This window comes from Flavobacterium facile, assembly GCF_036321945.1.
GTDB classification, from domain to species: Bacteria; Bacteroidota; Bacteroidia; order Flavobacteriales; family Flavobacteriaceae; genus Flavobacterium; species Flavobacterium facile.
Genome location: NZ_JAZAYT010000026.1, coordinates 1 through 18001, shown reverse-complemented (window position 1 = coordinate 18001; position 18001 = coordinate 1). Strand labels below are relative to the sequence as shown.

Sequence of the window (18001 nt, the reverse complement as noted above, 5' to 3'; positions counted from 1 at the left end):
AAGTCTGAAGTTAGAAGTTAGAAGTTAAAAGTTTCGCCAACTTTTCAGTTAAACTTTTTCTGCTAAATTGTTGTAAACCGACTGCATTTACTTTTAGACTTTTGTCTAAATATTGATTAAAATAGGTCGAAATTTGATTTTTTAGCTCGTTTTTCTCGTTATATTGATAAAAAACTCCTGTATTTGTCTGTTTGATGATGTTTTCAAAATCGGAGTTTTTTGGTCCGATGGCTAAAATGGGTCTTTCGGAAACCATGTATTCAAATAGTTTTCCTGGAATGATGCATTTCGTATCTTCTGAATCAATTTCTATCAGTAATAAAACTTGAGAACTTCTTTGGTGTATTAAGGCTTCTTCGTGTGAAACATAACCTAAATTCTGTACAAAATTATCTAACTTGAAATCTGAAATCGATTGCAACACTTCTTTACTGACTGCTCCAATTAATTTCAACTTAAAAAACTTTGCAAAATCTTCATTTTCTTGAATTAAATCCGACAAAGATTCCCATAAAATTTGCGGATTTCTTTCCGATAAAAACGAACCAATATGTGCCAACGTAAAGTTTTCGTCTAAAGGTTTCTTTTCGATTTTCTCTACATCATAACCATTGGTAATGACTTCAATTGGCTTATTCGTTATACTTTCAAATTCTGTTTTTGTGGTTGGTGAAGTGACTAAAATCGTATCACAAGTGTTCATGACTTCTTTTTCCAAAGCTTTGTGCTTGGCACTCGCCCACTTTGATAATTTTAGTTCTTTATGATAACCAATTGTTGTCCATGGATCACGAAAATCGGCAATCCAATTTACGTTGAGTTGTTTTTTTAAATCTAAACCAATTAAATGTAAACTATGTGGCGGACCAGTCGTTATAATGGTTTCAATATTGTTTTCTTGAATGTATTTTTTAAGATATTTGACTGAAGGATTCACCCAAAAAACTCTCGCATCAGGAATGAACACGTTGCCACGAATCCAAAGCATGGTTTTTTCGATAAACGATTGTTTTTTCTTTTGAGTTATGATTCCAGCACCTAACTTTTTTGTTTTATTTTTCGATAAAAAAGAAGCTAAAGCATACGGTTCAAAGATTTTATTTTTCAGGATAACTGTTTTATCAGAAACTTCAGAAAGTAATTTTTCATCAATTAAAGGATAACTCGGATTTTCTGGAATATACACAATAGGTTCTACACCAAAATCGGGAAGATATTTTACAAACTTCAACCAACGTTGCACGCCTGGTCCACCAGCTGGCGGCCAATAATAAGTGATAATTAAAACTTTGTTTGAACTCAAAATAGTATGTTGAAAATAAAACCTGACAAATTTTTGAAGACTGTCAGGTTTGATATAAATTTATTTTATCTCAGCCAGTTTCTTATTCTGCTTTCTCCAGTAAAAAATCCCTAAACCAATAGTTAAAAGCATTAATAGTGTAGAAATCAAAGCTATTGTACTTCCAGTTTTTACCACTTGTGGTTCAAATTTGAATTCGATAGTATGTTTTCCTGCTGGAATTTGTAAGCCACGTAAAACGTAATCTACGTTGTGAATTTTAGTATCTTTTCCATCAATTGTAGCTATCCAACCTTTTTCATAATACATTTCAGAAAATACTCCAAAACCATTTTTAGAATTATTAGAAACGTATTTTAAATGATTTGGTTTATATGAAATCAACTCAATTGTTGAAGTTGAATCTTTACCTGTTTGAAAAGGAACATTTTTTCCTTTTACAATTTTATTTTCTTGATAAGTTGCTTCTTCTTTAGTTTTCAAATTATCTAAAGCTTTCATTTCTTCATCACCAGATTTTACAACTTTTACTTTCGAAACAAACCAAGCGTTACCATTAGCATTCGGGTTTTCTAAAGCTTGTTGAATGCCTTCTTTATTGGATTGTAAAATGTATTTCGCATTTAACATATTCAAGATTTCAATATTGTTTTTCGCAATTTGATAATCGAATAATTCTTGCATTTTCTTAGGTTTTGCCGCGTGATATCCTCCAATTGATTGGTGATAAAAAGAAGCTCTAGCACTATTCATATGTCCATCCACATCGAAAACTCTGAAATGTGTTGTATCTTCTAAAATACGAGCATCTGCTTCTGTTGGTTCACCAAAAGGTCTTTCAATTTGACTTTTAGAAACGAAATCATCAGCTTTTACATAGTTTTTCGCTACTACAAATAAATCGATTACCATTACTAAACCAACTAAAACGACAGTTGTAAATTGTGAGAACGTCTTTTTAGTATAGAAAAACAGAATTCCAAAAGCCACAGCTAAAAATCCTAAAGAACGGAAAATAGTAGCAAAATACATACTTTCTCTATCTTCTTTTAAGACTTTCATTACTTCTGGACCGTATTGTTGTGCGTAAAATTTATCGTTTGCACCAGAATATGTGAAGACTCCATTCGCCATTAAAATAATGATTAAAAGTCCTCCAACTATTGCGCCTGAATATAACAAAGGTTTTTTTCTTTCTTCTTCATCTGAATTGATAAACGCATTTAAACCTAAAGCGGCTAAAACAGGTAAACATAATTCTAAAATAACTTGAATGGATGAAACCGCTCTAAACTTATTATACATCGGTACATAATCAATAAAGAAACTTGTTAAAGGTTCGAAATTCTTACCATACGATAATAAAATAGAGAAAATCGCTCCAGCAACTAAAGCGTATTTGATTCTTCTTTTTTCTAAAAATAAAGCTAAAACCGCTAAGAAAAACACCACAATTCCAATATAAGCTGGTGCAGCAACACTTGTTTGATCACCCCAATAGGTTGGCATTTGTTTGACTAATTCTCTTGCTTCGTTTTCAGGAACATTTTGTCCTATAATAAATTGATACATAGCTGAGTCAGCTCCTAAATCGTCATAACTTGATCCACCGAATAATTTAGGTGCAATCAAATTTAAACTTTCAGAAACTCCGTAACTATATTGCGTAATGTATTCATAACTCATCGCATTATTATCGGTTTTCTTTTTACCGTTTTCGTCGAAAGTTAAATCACTATTACTTCTAGTTGAATATTTGGCATATTCGGCAGTTGCTAATAAGTTAGTAGCATTCGCACCAACAGCTAAAACCGCTCCTAAACCTAAAATAGCAAAAGATTTGTATAAATGTTTGAAGTCTTTTTCTTTGACGATTTCGTAAATATAAAATCCAATTACGAAAGCGAATAAAAACAAGAAATAATACGTCATTTGGAAGTGATTCGCCTGAATTTCTAATCCTGCAGCAAGCATCGTAACAATTCCACCAACTAAATAACGCTTGTTAAAGATGAATACAATTCCAGCTAAAATCATAGGAATATAAGCAATTGCGTGTGCTTTTGCGTTATGACCTACTCCTAAAATAATAATCAAATAGGTAGAAAAACCAAAGGCTAACGCACCAAAAAAGGCTTGCAGCGGTTTGATTCTTAAACTCATTAATAAAAGGTAAAAACCTAAGAAATATAAAAATAAATAATCGGCCGGACGAGGTAAAAATCGTAACGCACTATCTAAACTTTTAATGTAATTATGAGGATATTTTGCCCCTAATTGGTACGTTGGCATTCCACCAAACGCGCTATTTGTCCAATAAGGTTCATCGTGGTATTCGTTTCTAAAGTCGTTTTGTTCTTTAGCCATACCAGTGTATTGCGCAATATCAGATTGTGAAATCTGCTTTCCAGATAAAACTGGATAAAAATAAATAACAGCAATTACTATAAAACCAAAAATGGCATATAAATGTGGCGCAAATTTTTCTAATTTCTTCATTGTACTTCTTAAATTAATATCCTACAAAAATAAAAAATTCCCCGAAAGGGGGAAATTTTTATTCAACTTCTTCGTAATCGATATAATCACCTACAACTTTCTTCTCCTTTTTAGGAACTTCTTGTTGGTTTTCTGTTGGCGATTGATATTGTTGTTGCTGTTGTTCAAATTGTTTTTTAATATGTTCTTCTGCTTTTTTCGCGACTTTTTGCATCAAATAGGGTGCTAACAATCTCATTGCGAACTTAAATAAATAATAAAACAAAATGATGTAGAATATGGTTCTAATAAATCCCGGCACACTTGCTGTATCCATAATTGTATTTTTTTTGTCAAAAATAAGGAATATATCAAATCTAATACTTAAAATTATGATAAAATATTTACATTTGGGTTTTAAAATAAACTTATGAAGGCAACTACTAATATATTTTGGTTTGCAACACTTATTGCTTCGTCAATTTGTAACGCGCAATATACAGACGAGGTAAACTCCAACCGCCCAGGAAAATCAATGATGGCGTTTTCAGTTGGTAAAAATGTAATTCAAGCAGAAACGGGAGTCAACTACATCAAAGAAGATCACGAAAATTTAAAATATGATGCCAAAGGATTTAATGCAGATTTAGCTATTCGTTGGGGATTTTTTAAAGAAGAATTAGAAATTATTGGTGAACTTCAATACCAAAAAGACACCTATAACCAATTAGGCAAAACTTCGGATAGAAGCGCACTAAAACAAACTATTTTAGGCGCAAAATATTTATTTTATGATCCATTTAAAAATTACGAAGAAAAACCAAACTTGTACAGTTGGAAAGCCAATCACCGTTTCAAATGGAGACAATTCATACCAGCTTTAGCAGGTTACGCTGGTGCAAATTTTAATCTTGTAAAAGATAATTTATTCAATTACGGTCCAGCCGGTGTTGTAGAACCAAGTTTTAGTCCGAAAGCAATGATAATTGCACAAAATCATTTTGGAAGTAGAACGGTTTTGGTCACAAACATCGCTTATAATAAAATCGGAACTGATTTTGCGAGTATCGATTATATCTTAACCTTAACGCGTGGAATTAATCAAAACTGGTCGGTATTTGTTGAAAATCAAGGCTATAATGGGAAATATTATAGTGACGGAATTGTACGTTTAGGAGCTGCTTTTCTTTATGAAAAAAACATGCAGTTTGATGCCTCAGTTGGTACGAATATAAAAAGTACTCCAGGGATTTTCTATGGTGGAATTGGGTTCACGTGGCGTTTTACTAAAAACTACAAAGAAGTGAAAATGGACAAGCCAAACACAAGAAGTAAAATGGACAAAAAAATGGACAAAAAAGCTGATAAACAGAAAAGAAAAGACGGAGTAGAATAATGATTGAAATAAAAGAAGTTTTCACGAAAAAAGAAATGAAGGAATTTGTAAAATTTCCTTTCGAATTATATAAAGACAATAAAAATTGGGTACCGCCACTAATTCAAGAAGAATTAGAAACTTTTGATAAAACCAAAAATCCCGTATTTCAAACTGCCGATACACATTTTTATTTGGCTTATAAAAACAATAAAATTGTAGGTCGTGTTGTAGCGATTATCAATTGGGATGAAGTCAATATTTTAGGCAAAAAGAAAGTGCGTTTTGGTTGGTTTGATGTCATTGATGATATTGAAGTCACCAAAGCACTTTTAGATAAAGTAATCGCTTTCGGAAAAGAACATAATTTAGAAAATATTGAAGGTCCAATGGGCTTTTCAAATCTGGACAAAGTAGGTTGTTTAATTGAGGGTTTCGACCAAAGAGGATTAATGATTACTTGGTACAACTTTCCATATTATGCCACGCATTTTGAACAATTGGGTTTCGCTAAAGAGAAAGTTTATTTAGAAAGTAAATTTCCTTTTTCAAACATTGATGCGACTAATTTTCAACGTATTGCTGATATGATTGAAAAAAGATACGAACTAACCCATTTGAACTTTACGAAAACCAAAGACATCATGCCGTATGTAGACAAAATGTTTACCTTATTCAACGGAAGTTATGCTTCTTTGCAATCGTTTGTGCCGATTAACGACATTCAAATAGAATATTTTAAAAAGAAATACATTTCATTTATCAATCCTGAATTTATAAAATTTGTGATGGATAAAGAAGGCAAAATGGTTGCTTTTAGTATCGTAATGCCTGATTTTGCAGAAGCCTTACAAAAAGCCAAAGGAAAATTATTTCCAACAGGATTTTTACATTTATTAAAAGCCAAAAACAAATGCAAAACCGCTGTGTTTTATTTAATTGGCGTGTTACCTGAATACCAAAGTAAAGGTGTGACTTCTATCATATTTAATGAAAATCACATCAGTTTTAAAAAAATAGGTGTAGAAAATTGTATGCGAACCCCAGAATTAGAAGACAATCACGCCATTCATAATTTATGGAAACACTTTGATCCAGAATATCACAAGAAGCGTTGTACTTTTATTAAAGAATTAAACTAAAACATTTACTCCATTAAACAATTAAGACTTAATGAAACTTAATTTCTTAATGGTAAACTAACAAATTAAAACACAAAAAAAATGGACTTAATGGGAATGATGGGTAAATTAAAAGAAACCCAACAAAAAATGGAAGAAACTAAAAACAGATTAAACAATGTTTTAGTAGACGAACAAAGTAACGACGGCTTATTACAAGTAACTTTAACAGCCAACCGAGAAATTAAAAACTTCAAAATTGCAGATGAATTGTTACAAGACAAAGAAATGTTAGAAGACTATTTAGTAACAGTTTTAAACAAAGCCATCACAAAAGCTACAAACGTAAACGAAGCAGAAATGGCTGCCGTAGCGCAATCAGGAATGCCAAGTATTCCGGGAATGGATATGTTTAAATAAAAAAACACTAATTTCATTTGCCACGAATTCACGAATTATAAAATTTACAACTTATAAAATTGGTTCATCGAAGATGAAAATTCGAATTTTACAATTTCAACAAGTTAAAAAAATTCGATAATTCGTGGCAAACTATTAAATTATTCAACCCAACATAAAAACTTTGCGCCTTAGCGTCTTCGTGGCAAAAAAACTTCGTACCTTAAATGGATAACAACATCAACGCTTCAGAAAAAGATTATTTATACATTCAACAATCTCAAATTCCCAATTCAGGAAAAGGCTTGTTCACGGCTATAAAAATCTACAAAGACGAAGTAATCACGTTATTCAAAGGAAAAATACTATCCGACACAGAAGCAGAAACTATCGCCAAATCAGGAAACGACCAATATTTTATTAATTTGTTAGACGGAACCATTCTAGATTCCAATCCTGTAGAATGTTTTGCCAAATATGCCAATGATGCTTCTGGATTCAGCGTTTCCCAATTTAAAAACAATGCCAAAATAGCATTAGATGACGAGGAAAATGTATGTTTAATTGCCCTAAAAAATATCAAAGCCTCAGAAGAAATATTCTGCAGTTACGGGAAATCGTACTGGAAAAAACACGGAAAACAATGATTACAATAGCAACTTTAGAAAATGTAACCGAAATTACTAACCTAGTAAATTCAGCCTACCGTGGAGAAACTTCTAAAAAAGGATGGACCACCGAAGCCAATATTTTAGAAGGTACAAGAATCACAGAAACCGAACTAATCGAAATTCTTTCAGATACAAAAAACACCATTTTAGTATACCAAGAAAACAATAAAATTATTGGAACGGTTTTACTAACCAATAAAAACACCGAATTATATTTAGGCATGCTAACCATTTCACCAGAATTACAAAATACTGGTTTGGGAAAAAAACTTTTACAAGCTGCTGAAGATTTTGCTCTTGCTTTAAACTTACCCAAAATTACAATGACTGTAATTACCATTCGCGAAGAACTTATTGCTTGGTACCAACGCAATGGCTACAAAGACACTGGAAATCGAGAACCTTTTCCTTCCAATTTTGACGATGTTGTTTTACATGCTGAACCTCTTACTTTTATGATTTTAGAAAAAGCTTTATAAGCCATTTCTACCCTTTCTAATTATTTAATTTGATATCACATCCAGATTTTTCATTAAATAAACCCTTGTTTTATTAAGGTTCCCACTTCCCTACTCAATTTATTTTGCGTTTTTTTTCCGACCGTAAACATTAGCTTCAAAAACCGTAAAATCGAAACAAAGTTGTTGCTTAAATTTGTTAAACCAAAATCCAAATTTATAACTAATGATTTTTCTAATTCTAAAATTGCTTTGCTTACTAGTAAATTTTTAAAAGTTTAACAGTTACATTAAAATCAGATATTTAGTATTGCAAAAAGATAAATATTCTTTAGCAATAGGAAAACTAACCTTTTGTAAACTAACAATCAAATTGTTAGTTTACAAATTAAAATATTAAAATATGGCAAAAAAACTATCCAATAACAGTTCAGATTCTATCCCAACAGAATTATTATATTTTAAAACAAAATTTAACAAAGTCTTAGACGAAAGAATAAAATTAGGGGAAGAATTATATAACAGACAAGTCTACACTCAAGCCGATTTAAAAAACAATAAAGAAGATTATTTTACTTGGAGCAAGAACAACTCCGAGTATTTAAAAAATGCATTCAATATAGAACATAACGAATACAAAAAAAGTTATGATGATGCAGATGCTTTCTTTTTCGGATCACTTGGTTTACGAAACATACCGTTAGATAGTTTAAAAAGCTTAAAAGACAAAATAAACTATAAAATTAGCATTTTGAAAAAAATTCGTACTAAAACGGAGTACATGAAAAATCAGTTGCCTATTAAATCCATTCGAATGGCTATGTAATTTTTGGAAATTATCAACTCACTAACCTCTGAAGTATATTTCAAATGCAAAAAAACATAAATATTATACTCTCGTTAGTAAACATGACCAAAAAAAAGCAAGAATACAAACCTATAAGAAACCTAGCGGAAATAAACGAGGTATTTAAAAACAAACCAATTGTTTTCAAAATTGCCAATAAAAAGTATGCCCTAATTTATAATCCAGCTAACTACGAAATACAAGTAAAAGCCCAATACCCTACTCCTGACTTAATTGCCACTTTTAACCAAACTTCTAGCTTAGAACAAATATTACAAACCTTTGGAAATTTGTAAAAAACCCAATAAAAAACGTTGTCTTTTGTAATTTATATTTATTACACGCTAATAGGTACAGATTTTTATGAGTCTGCCAAAAAAAAAATTAAAATCATAGAAAAAAGAAAATTAAGTATATGTTTTTATACTAAACTTTAACATGGCGGAGAAATTAACTTAAAAAATGTTCTAATTCGTCAATAATAGTAGAAATACTAAAAGGAGAACAACCAACTAAAAATGAAAAAAACTAAATTACTTTTTGCAGGAATGATTATCACTGCATTATCGCTAACTTCTTGCAGTAGCAATGAAAGTGCTGTAGAAGCACCCGAATCCGTGGTATTTGCTAAAACTACCGAAATGTTGAATTTTGAAAGTTCTCTAAAAACGTATTTTCAAACTAAGCAAGAATCTTCAGCTGAAACCAAACAAAAATCACAAGCATCAGAAGAAACTGTGAAAGTTGCAAATGAACTATTGACTTCTTTAGGGAAATCCGATTTAGCAAAACAAACAGAACAAAACCCTGATTTACTTATTAGAACTGCCATGAAAGAATACTCTAAAAAGTTAACGGAAATGTATAACCAACAAAAAAACAACTAAACAAGATGAAAAAACTAATTATCGTTGCAACACTATTGTTTAGTTTGCAAAATTTTGCACAAAAAACTTTTGAAGTATATAATTACACAGGACAAACCGTAAAATTATGGGACATTATTACAAAACCTAATAGTTCTGCAACTTATCCCGAGTTTCATAGTAAACCTTATGGTGCAGTTACAATTCCTCCTGGCGGAAGTTATACTTTGGTAAATACAGCAAATGTTTTTAAGTTCCCTTTTCAATCTCCTACAAGTATTCCTTACATTAATAACTGGGAAAGATTAAATTCAGCTTCATCTGTAACACCTTTAGCAAGTACAGTATCATGGTCTTTAGGTTCAAGTAATGCACAAGTGTTTAAAAGTATTATCTTTGAAGTTGGAACAAGTTGGAATAATTTAACAGTGCCGATTGGAACTCAAACTATTCCAAGTGCTGTTACAGGAAGTGGTTGGCAATTGGATTATGATTGTTATCAACCAGACCCAGCACAACCAAATCTTTGGTATTACACAATAGTAATTTATTAACTTTTTTAGGGACAATGCATGGTATTGTCCCTAAATTATTAAAACATAAGGTTATGAAAATATTAAAATTAATATTACTACTGGGTATTTGTTTTTATTCAAAAAACTTAAACGCTCAATTTAATTTCCAGCGCAGTTGGGGAACCTATTTTGGCGACGAACGTTTTGTTTTAACAGATAGTGAAATTGACAGCAATGGTAATTTATATATTGTTGGTTTTATTTATGGTACTGATTTAACAAACCTTACAGCTTTTACAAATTCTACTTCCTATCAACAAAATTATGGTGGTGGCGATTATGATGGTTTTCTTATTAAGTTTAATAACTTGGGTCAAATTATTTGGGGTACTTATTTGGGCGGTAGTGGTTTTGATAAAATTTCAGATATTGATATTGATAATAATAACAATATTTATATTATTGGTTCTACAAGTAGCAACTCAAATATTGCAACAACTGGTGCTTTTCAAGAAAATTTGAATGGTAGTGGAGATATATTTATTTCAAAATTTACTTCTACTGGTTCTGTTGTTTGGAGTACATACTTTGGTGGGAATGGCAACGAATTTAATTCTATAAGTAGAATATCATTTGATGGTCAAAATAATTTATATATTTCTTCTGCCGCTTCAAGCCCAAACATGGCTACAACAGGTGTGTTCCAAGAAACACCTAATAATTCAGCATCTCAAATATCAAAATTTGATTTAAACGGAAATAGAATTTGGACTACTTATTATGGTTTAAACATTCCGCTTTGGAATTTAAAAGCAAACATTTCAGGTGTTTATGTTGGCAGTCATACTCTTGATTGTCCACCAAATTGGTCTTACAATACTTATTTTGGAACATTAGGTGCATATAAACCTTTGCCCGAAAATTGTAGAGAAATACATTTAACGAAATTTAACACTAACGGTCAGCGAGAGTGGGGCACATACTATGGTGGCAATTTAAGTGAATCAATGAGTGATAAAAACAGTATTGATGTAAAAGATGATAAAATTTATTTTTCGGGAGGTGCACGAAACTACTCAAATGAAGAAATTGCAACAAATGGCACCTATCAACCAAATAATAATGGTTTTTCAAATTTTATAGTTCAATTTAATCAAAATGGAACACGCAATTGGGGTACATATAATGGTAATTCCACTTCTTCATCAAATACTTTTTCAAGGTCATATATCAAAATAGATAGAGATTCAAATAGTTTTTACAATTATGGTGCAACAGGTATGCAATCAAACATTGCAACAAATGATGGTTATTTAACAACTACAAATAGTTCTTACGGTAATGATGCCTATATTTGTAAATTCACAGACCAAAACACAAAATCTTGGGGCACCTATTATGGTGGAGAATTAGATGAAAAAGACATTGACTTTCATCCATATAAAAACAATGGAAACAATTTTTATATTGTTGGTTCAACACAAAGTTTAACACAAATGGCAACAACAAATGGTTTGCAACAAACAAAACTAATCTTTGATACAGTAAATTATGATCAACAAAATGCATACAATATTTTTATTGCTCATTTTGAACCTAATCCACTTTCAAATGAAAGTTTTTCGGATAATTCTATAATCATATATCCAAATCCAGCAAACAACTTCATTACAATAAAAAATAACGGAACAACTTCAGAAAATTTTAATTACAGAATAATTGATGTAACAGGTAGAATTGTAAAAAATGGCAGTTCAAAATTTAACGAAAACATTTACATTGATAGTTGTAGCAACGGAGTATATGCCCTTCAAATTGAAACAGAAAACGGAGATAAACTAATTAAAAAAATAATAAAAAATTAAAGCTCCCACGCTCCTATTCGAATCCTTTCGTTTAGAAACGTAACAAACCACACATAATTTCAAACCCAAAAAATCCAAACTTCATCCCTGAAATTTGGATTTTTTTTATGGGCATACTATAAAATAAAACCCGCAAAACACACGCTTCTTCAATAAAAACAAAAATAGTAATCATAATTACGGAAAACCGTAAAATTAGGGTAAGTAAATATTTTAGATTTGTTGGCAACTAATGGCTTAAGTTATATATGCTAAGAAGTAACGTGTGTTTAAGACTTAGCTTAAATAGCATCCGAACAAAAACTAAAAACCAACAAACAAAACTAAAACATAATTTAAAGGCGGGAAATAAGCTGAACAACCAAACGCCAAAATGACTTTTTACACCAAAAAAGCATAAAATAAAGTAAGCAAAAAACAAAAACTATTTTAATGAAAACATTTTTTTTCAAAGCAACAATTTTAGCAGTAGTAACCTTTTTTACAATTTCTTGCTCAAAAGACGACAATTCAAGTACAACAGAAACAAGTAATAGTTCATCTTCAACAACAAACACTTGGGTAAAATTAACAGCAATAACAACAACAGGAGATGTAAAACCAAACTACATCATTATGATGTTTGACCAACCAGTAACTTCTTCCTCAACTTTACCACCAATAAGAAAACAAATTACAACTGATGCAAATGGTTTAGCTTATTTTGACTTAAATACAATGATAACAAGCACCACTCCAACTACATATTATTTTGAAGCTTTTATTTCAAATGGCTCTGGTGGATATATTTGGAAAAGCATTTCGCATCCAACATTTAATATCGCAAAAGGGCAAACGATAACAAGTTCAATACTTGTAAACTAATTACGAATTACTACAGCCACTAAAAAGCCATTAGCAAGGACCATCGAAAACAAAACATTTATATGAAAACAATTAACAAATTCATTTTTTTATACCTTTTATTATTGACTAGTCATTCAGCACTTTGTCAAGATACAATCTATAAAATAGACGGCGAATCTATTGAAGCAAAAATTGATATTATTGATCAAGAGACAATTAAGTATAAAGTGTATAAAAATCTAAATGGTCCTTTTTATATTATCAAAAAAAGTGATGTGGCAAGCATAAAATTTGAGAATGGAACAGTAGAAAATTATAAGCAATCTACAATTTCAAAAAAACTAAATAAATCTGAACTACAAGAATTAATTGTAAAATCTGTAAACGAACATGGATTTGAAGAAGATACATTCAATAGAAAATATAGCGCATCATTTGAAGGAGATTATTTACGTCTAATAGTTTTAAAACAAAATGGAAAACCTACTAACGAAGGCTTATTATATGATTTTTCAAATGTATATAAATTTCAAAAAATATCTAACCGTTCAGACAAACTTGCTTTTATTAATATTTTCGTAAGTATTTCAGAAAATAAAAAGAATACAAAATGGGACAAACATAAACTTATTATGAGAGTAGATAGTCCTCAAAATGCAAATAATATTGAATTATTTAAAAGATTACAATTCAAACTTAATAAATAAAAATTAAGGTTATAAATCGCTACAGCTCAACCACCACAAACTCATCAACTTTAATCCAAAAAAACCAAAAAAAACCAAAACCGTAAACATTAGCGCCAAAAACCGTAAAATGGTATCAAGTATTTGGTATATTTTTGTGGGATTGTGAATGACTTAAGTTTTAAATGCAAAATGTAGTTGCGGATATTAATGAGTTGTAAGAGATTTTAACGAAAATAACGCTGAAAGATATTCCAAAGTATTTTTCAGAAAACTAAATTTTAACTAAAAAACAACGTTCAAATATGAGGCAAAAAATGAAAATCATCAAAAAGGCTTTAACTTTAGGAGTAATCTTTATATTCCTTTCCTGCGAAAAAGATTTATATGATGAATATATAAATTCTGATAAACATTCAATACTCGTTCAAAGAAAAAACTTTGAAGATTTAAAAAAGAACAAAAAATTAATGAAGTCTATTGAAAAATTCACTTCAAAAAGTACTTACACTTTACAAAAACAACATTATGATTCAATAAATAATTTTTATATTGATTTAGACAATGTAATGTTTACTTTAGATTCTTTGAATCATCAAACTTATACATTTAAAATCAACAGGATTCCAAATAATTATTTATTTGAAAATCTTATACTAAAAACGAGCAAAACAGGTGGTTTTGATGCAATTTTAGCACAATACAATCAAAATGCTCTCAATTTAAGTTCAACAATACAAGGAGAAATACAAAATTCTATAAATCAAAATATTACTTTTACATATTTAGGAAAAAAATCACTTTCTGAAATAAATAGTAAATTTTCATATAATGAAGAATGTTTTGAACCTGGCTATGTTTACTCTTCTGGACAGAAATGTGCATCAGGGCAACATACATTTGCTGATGGTGCAAATTGTGATTATTGGGGTACAACTAATATGGCAACAACAGGTGGCTATGTATATACAATGATGCCTGTATCTTGCCCTGGAGGTGGTGGTTCTGGAATTTCATCAATTGGTTTTTCAACTGGACCGCATGGTGGAGGTAGTGGTAGCGTCTTAACTCCACCCACCCCTTGTACTAAACTTAAAGAACTTTTTAACACATCAAAAGCAAACATAAAACCTATTATACAAAATCTTCAATCCACAATTTCAGCAACTAGCGGTGAAAATGGAGAGGAATTATTTCATTACTCAAATGGTGGATATGCTAATTCTTCACTAAATCAATCTACCGATGCTTTAATATATATTACTGCTGGTGGTAATAGATACTCTGCAATTCATACACATCCACTTACAGCTCAGCCAATGTTTTCTTGGAGTGATATTGTTACTTTAAATGCTCTAAATAATTATTCATTACCTCATAATGCTGATTTAGCCTCTTTTTTACTGGTATGCCAAGATGACAATGGTGTATTTCAAACTTATGCAGCTGTTTTTGACCCAAATAGTTTTAATGAAACAATTGATCAATTTATTGGTAATCCTGAGAATAATGGATGTTCAAGTCAAGAAATTGAAACCAAAATGAATGATTTATTAGATGAAGAATATGTAAAAGATAGTAATTACGAAAGAGCTTTTTTAAAATTTATGTCAAGTTCAAACGTATCTTTGTATAAAGCCAATAGTACGTTAACCAACTGGAGTAAACTTTCATTAAGTAACAATTCCGCAACAGCAACAGTAAACTCAACAAATTGTAATTAAAATATAGAAATTATGAAAATAGTAAAAATAATTATTATTGCCTTATTGTCAATACAATGTAAAGCACAAACCCCAATAATTGATATTTCGCAATCTAGATTTGGTCAGCCAGATGGATATTATATGAAAGATATAAATAATTTATTAAATCCTTTTGAAGGCACTTATATTTACTCCAATGGAACAACTTCATTTAAAATGATATTAATAAAAAAAGTACAACAATTTAATGGTAGATATTATGAAGACTTAATTATTGGAGAATACCAATATATTGAAAATGGTATAGAAAAAGTAAATACTTTGAACCAAATAAATACAGTTTATAATGACCAAAGAAGTCATACTATTGATGGAAATTTGATTATTGATAATAATTTCAGGATTTGGAAATGCCCTACTTGTCCTCCAAATGAAAAAAGACTAAAGTGTAGTATTATGGATATATCAACAAATAGATATGCTAGTATTACAATGCGTAGAACTATTGAAACTGGACAAGAAGTAATGAAAATTAAAATTTCACAAGTAATGGGTGTAACTTTAGTTGAAGGGCAACCTGCGCCTCTAGCTTTTTCTCTTCCGCAAGGAGAATTTACACTAATTAAACAATAAAAACCTCTTACAACAGGCGTTTTAATAAATTGCGAGAAATGTGCAAAATTCACGTACATTTTTCGCAATTATGTTTTACTTTTATAGAAAAAATAGTGGTCACGAAGCTCGCAACTTCTTAAAGCGCCGGAACGTTATAGGCTATGCAACCAAACTTTATCTTAAAACCTTGAAATGAAACATATTAAAAAAAAATATTTGTTTGAAGAAAGACTTAAAACTTATGACAAACAGAAATTAGGTTCAAAGGAAGATTTTGATAGTCTGGAATTAAAAAAATTGAGCAAAACACATAATGTAATCATTGAGACTACAAACAATGATCTTTTATTTGCTTTTATTTACAATGATAATGGAAAACATGTTACAATACCATTACCTGACTTCACATTGGTTTATTTTGATTTTTCGTATAAATTAAATATTGACAGAAAAGAAAGTAAAAAAGAAATGCTTACAAATTTGAGAGACATAAATAACTTCAGTGAATTAAATGGTGAGACTCTTTATAAATTTTATGGTTACTCAAGTTCATGCATTATTAATTTATTTACTTCAATTGAATGTTTTATAAATCATTTATTACCTGAAAATAAAAATTATGTTGAAGTAAAAAACAACAGAACCGAGATATACAATAAAACTCAAATTCAAGAACAAATTCAATTTTGGGACAAATTAAAAAAAGTATTACCTCAATTACATGGTAAAAATTTCTTCCAAAAATCAACTCCAACAAATGAGCATATATCAAAACTAAAAGAATTAAGAGATAAAATTGTACATACAAAATCTGACAATTCAGGAGAATTACAAATTGAATTATTTAAACAAATTTTAAATTTCAAATACGACGAGACCTTTTCTGCTGTTGCAAAATTTATGAATTTTTATGAAGCAAACTATGTTGAGGATTGTCCATGCGATAAGGATTTCTAAAGCACAGCCTATAACAGGCGTTTGGCAAGATTGCGAATTTTGTAGTAAATTCACGTTTATTTCTCGCAAGAAATTTTATCTTTGATAGAAAATAATCGGTTCCGAAGCTCGCAACCTCGCCAAGCGCCGGAACGTTAACTGCCATTTTATGAAAAAAAGGAGAATTCAATAACTTAATGCAACAAATGATAATTTTTATCTTTGTTGAATTATGGAAAAAAAGCACAAACGACTTACACTAAATGAACGCATTATTATTGAGACTTTACTCTATGAAAATAAGTCTAAAAGTTATATTGCAAAGCATCTAAATAGAAATCGTTCTACTATTACTCGAGAAATAAATAGTTGGATGCACAAACCAACCGATAAATACAATGCAACTTTAGCAGATTTCTTTGCAAAAGAAGAGTATTTAAACAAAAGAAATCTTGATAAAATAAATACTCATAAAAAACTTAAACTATTTGTTTACAGAGGCTTATTATGTGGTTTTTCGCCAGAACAAATTGCTGGAAGAATTAAAATTGATTATCCTAACAATAGTATTATGACAATCTCTCATGAAGCAATTTATCAGCATATTTATAAACATAGACAGTCAAGATTAGGCAAAAAACTCATACAACTTCTACCCTATCATCATTCCAAAAGAAGATACAATAGAAAAGGTGGAAAAAACAAAATACGAATCAAAGACCAAGTAAATATTAGCCAAAGACCCAACAGTGTTGAGTTACGAAACGAAGTTGGACATTGGGAAGGAGATCTAATGATTGGTGTAGGACAAAAAAGTGCCATCGGAACAATTGTAGAAAGAAAAACAAGATATGTTTTCATTATTAAATTAGAAAATAGAAAATCCGAAACCGTGACACAACAATTTGCAAAACACTTGAAAACACTACCCAAATACACTGTAAAATCAATGACTTACGACAACGGAATGGAAATGGCAAATCACAAATGGCTATCAAATAACACTGGAATGGATATATATTTTGCTAATCCTTATTCTTCCTGGGAACGTGGAACTAACGAAAACACGAACGGTTTAATTAGGCGTTTTTTCCCTAAAGGAACTGATTTTAACACCATAACAAACAAACAACTAAAACATGCTGAATTAACTCTAAACAATAGACCTAGAAAGGTTTTAGGGTACAAAACACCTCAAGAAAAAATGAATCAAGAAATCACTAACTATATAGCATAAATCAAGCCTATTTCGGAAATAACTTTTGGTCAATTAAAAAGACCAAAAAAGTTATTCTGAAATTAGACAAAATGAAA

At 30.2% G+C, this 18001-nt stretch carries 19 protein-coding genes; 16 read left to right on the top strand and 3 right to left on the bottom strand.

Annotation, left to right across the window (positions count from 1 at the left end; all coding sequences use genetic code 11):
* Window positions 1-10: 10 nt before the first annotated feature.
* The 3 genes from UEQ13_RS01905 to UEQ13_RS01895 are packed head-to-tail and all read right to left on the bottom strand — an operon-like array spanning window position 11 to window position 4118.
* Window positions 11-1303 (bottom strand): glycosyltransferase family 4 protein, encoded by a 1293-nt coding sequence (locus tag UEQ13_RS01905; protein WP_329804663.1) that lies wholly within the window; start codon window positions 1301-1303, stop codon window positions 11-13.
* A gap of 60 nt (window positions 1304-1363) precedes the next feature.
* On the bottom strand, window positions 1364-3802 hold the full coding sequence (locus tag UEQ13_RS01900) for a YfhO family protein (RefSeq protein WP_329804662.1): 2439 nt from the start codon (window positions 3800-3802) through the stop codon (window positions 1364-1366).
* A 58-nt stretch (window positions 3803-3860) separates the two neighbouring features.
* A complete protein-coding gene (locus UEQ13_RS01895; RefSeq protein ID WP_329804661.1) occupies window positions 3861-4118 on the bottom strand; it encodes a DUF4834 domain-containing protein in 258 nt (85 codons plus the stop codon).
* A gap of 93 nt (window positions 4119-4211) precedes the next feature.
* Here UEQ13_RS01895 and UEQ13_RS01890 point away from each other — a divergent pair, with 93 nt between their 5' ends.
* From UEQ13_RS01890 to UEQ13_RS01815, 16 genes are all read left to right on the top strand, one after another.
* Entirely contained in the window at window positions 4212-5177 is a 966-nt protein-coding gene (locus UEQ13_RS01890) for a transporter (protein WP_329804660.1), read from the top strand.
* The gene (locus UEQ13_RS01885; protein ID WP_329804659.1) at window positions 5177-6298 is read left to right on the top strand and encodes a GTP cyclohydrolase; all 1122 of its coding nucleotides are present in this window, start codon (window positions 5177-5179) and stop codon (window positions 6296-6298) included. The genes UEQ13_RS01890 and UEQ13_RS01885 overlap by 1 nt, the downstream gene beginning before the upstream one ends.
* Window positions 6299-6379: 81 nt before the next feature.
* Window positions 6380-6697 (top strand): YbaB/EbfC family nucleoid-associated protein, encoded by a 318-nt coding sequence (locus UEQ13_RS01880; protein WP_329804658.1) that lies wholly within the window; start codon window positions 6380-6382, stop codon window positions 6695-6697.
* Window positions 6698-6903: 206 nt separating this feature from the next.
* A complete protein-coding gene (locus tag UEQ13_RS01875; RefSeq protein ID WP_329804657.1) occupies window positions 6904-7323 on the top strand; it encodes an SET domain-containing protein in 420 nt (139 codons plus the stop codon).
* A complete protein-coding gene (locus tag UEQ13_RS01870; protein WP_329804656.1) occupies window positions 7320-7826 on the top strand; it encodes a GNAT family N-acetyltransferase in 507 nt (168 codons plus the stop codon). The genes UEQ13_RS01875 and UEQ13_RS01870 overlap by 4 nt, the downstream gene beginning before the upstream one ends.
* A gap of 382 nt (window positions 7827-8208) precedes the next feature.
* On the top strand, window positions 8209-8631 hold the full coding sequence (locus UEQ13_RS01865; protein WP_329804655.1) for a hypothetical protein: 423 nt from the start codon (window positions 8209-8211) through the stop codon (window positions 8629-8631).
* A 44-nt stretch (window positions 8632-8675) separates the two neighbouring features.
* A complete protein-coding gene (locus UEQ13_RS01860; RefSeq protein WP_329804654.1) occupies window positions 8676-8948 on the top strand; it encodes a hypothetical protein in 273 nt (90 codons plus the stop codon).
* A 222-nt stretch (window positions 8949-9170) separates the two neighbouring features.
* Window positions 9171-9539, top strand: coding sequence for a hypothetical protein (locus tag UEQ13_RS01855; RefSeq protein ID WP_329804653.1), 369 nt, complete (start codon window positions 9171-9173; stop codon window positions 9537-9539).
* Between the two features lie 5 nt (window positions 9540-9544).
* Complete coding sequence (locus UEQ13_RS01850) at window positions 9545-10072, top strand: hypothetical protein (RefSeq protein ID WP_329804652.1); 528 nt, start codon at window positions 9545-9547, stop codon at window positions 10070-10072.
* 53 nt (window positions 10073-10125) lie between these two features.
* Window positions 10126-11898, top strand: a complete 1773-nt coding sequence (locus UEQ13_RS01845; protein WP_329804651.1) for a T9SS type A sorting domain-containing protein — start codon at window positions 10126-10128, stop codon at window positions 11896-11898.
* A 432-nt stretch (window positions 11899-12330) separates the two neighbouring features.
* The gene (locus UEQ13_RS01840) at window positions 12331-12762 is read left to right on the top strand and encodes a hypothetical protein (RefSeq protein ID WP_329804650.1); all 432 of its coding nucleotides are present in this window, start codon (window positions 12331-12333) and stop codon (window positions 12760-12762) included.
* 62 nt (window positions 12763-12824) lie between these two features.
* On the top strand, window positions 12825-13451 hold the full coding sequence (locus UEQ13_RS01835; protein WP_329804649.1) for a hypothetical protein: 627 nt from the start codon (window positions 12825-12827) through the stop codon (window positions 13449-13451).
* Window positions 13452-13747: 296 nt separating this feature from the next.
* Window positions 13748-15154: a hypothetical protein gene (locus tag UEQ13_RS01830; RefSeq protein ID WP_329804648.1), complete on the top strand. Its 1407-nt coding sequence runs from the start codon at window positions 13748-13750 to the stop codon at window positions 15152-15154.
* Between the two features lie 12 nt (window positions 15155-15166).
* On the top strand, window positions 15167-15769 hold the full coding sequence (locus UEQ13_RS01825; protein ID WP_329804647.1) for a DUF6705 family protein: 603 nt from the start codon (window positions 15167-15169) through the stop codon (window positions 15767-15769).
* Between the two features lie 174 nt (window positions 15770-15943).
* A complete protein-coding gene (locus UEQ13_RS01820; RefSeq protein ID WP_329804646.1) occupies window positions 15944-16708 on the top strand; it encodes a hypothetical protein in 765 nt (254 codons plus the stop codon).
* 211 nt (window positions 16709-16919) lie between these two features.
* Entirely contained in the window at window positions 16920-17924 is a 1005-nt protein-coding gene (locus tag UEQ13_RS01815) for an IS30 family transposase (RefSeq protein ID WP_329804339.1), read from the top strand.
* Window positions 17925-18001: the final 77 nt, after the last annotated feature.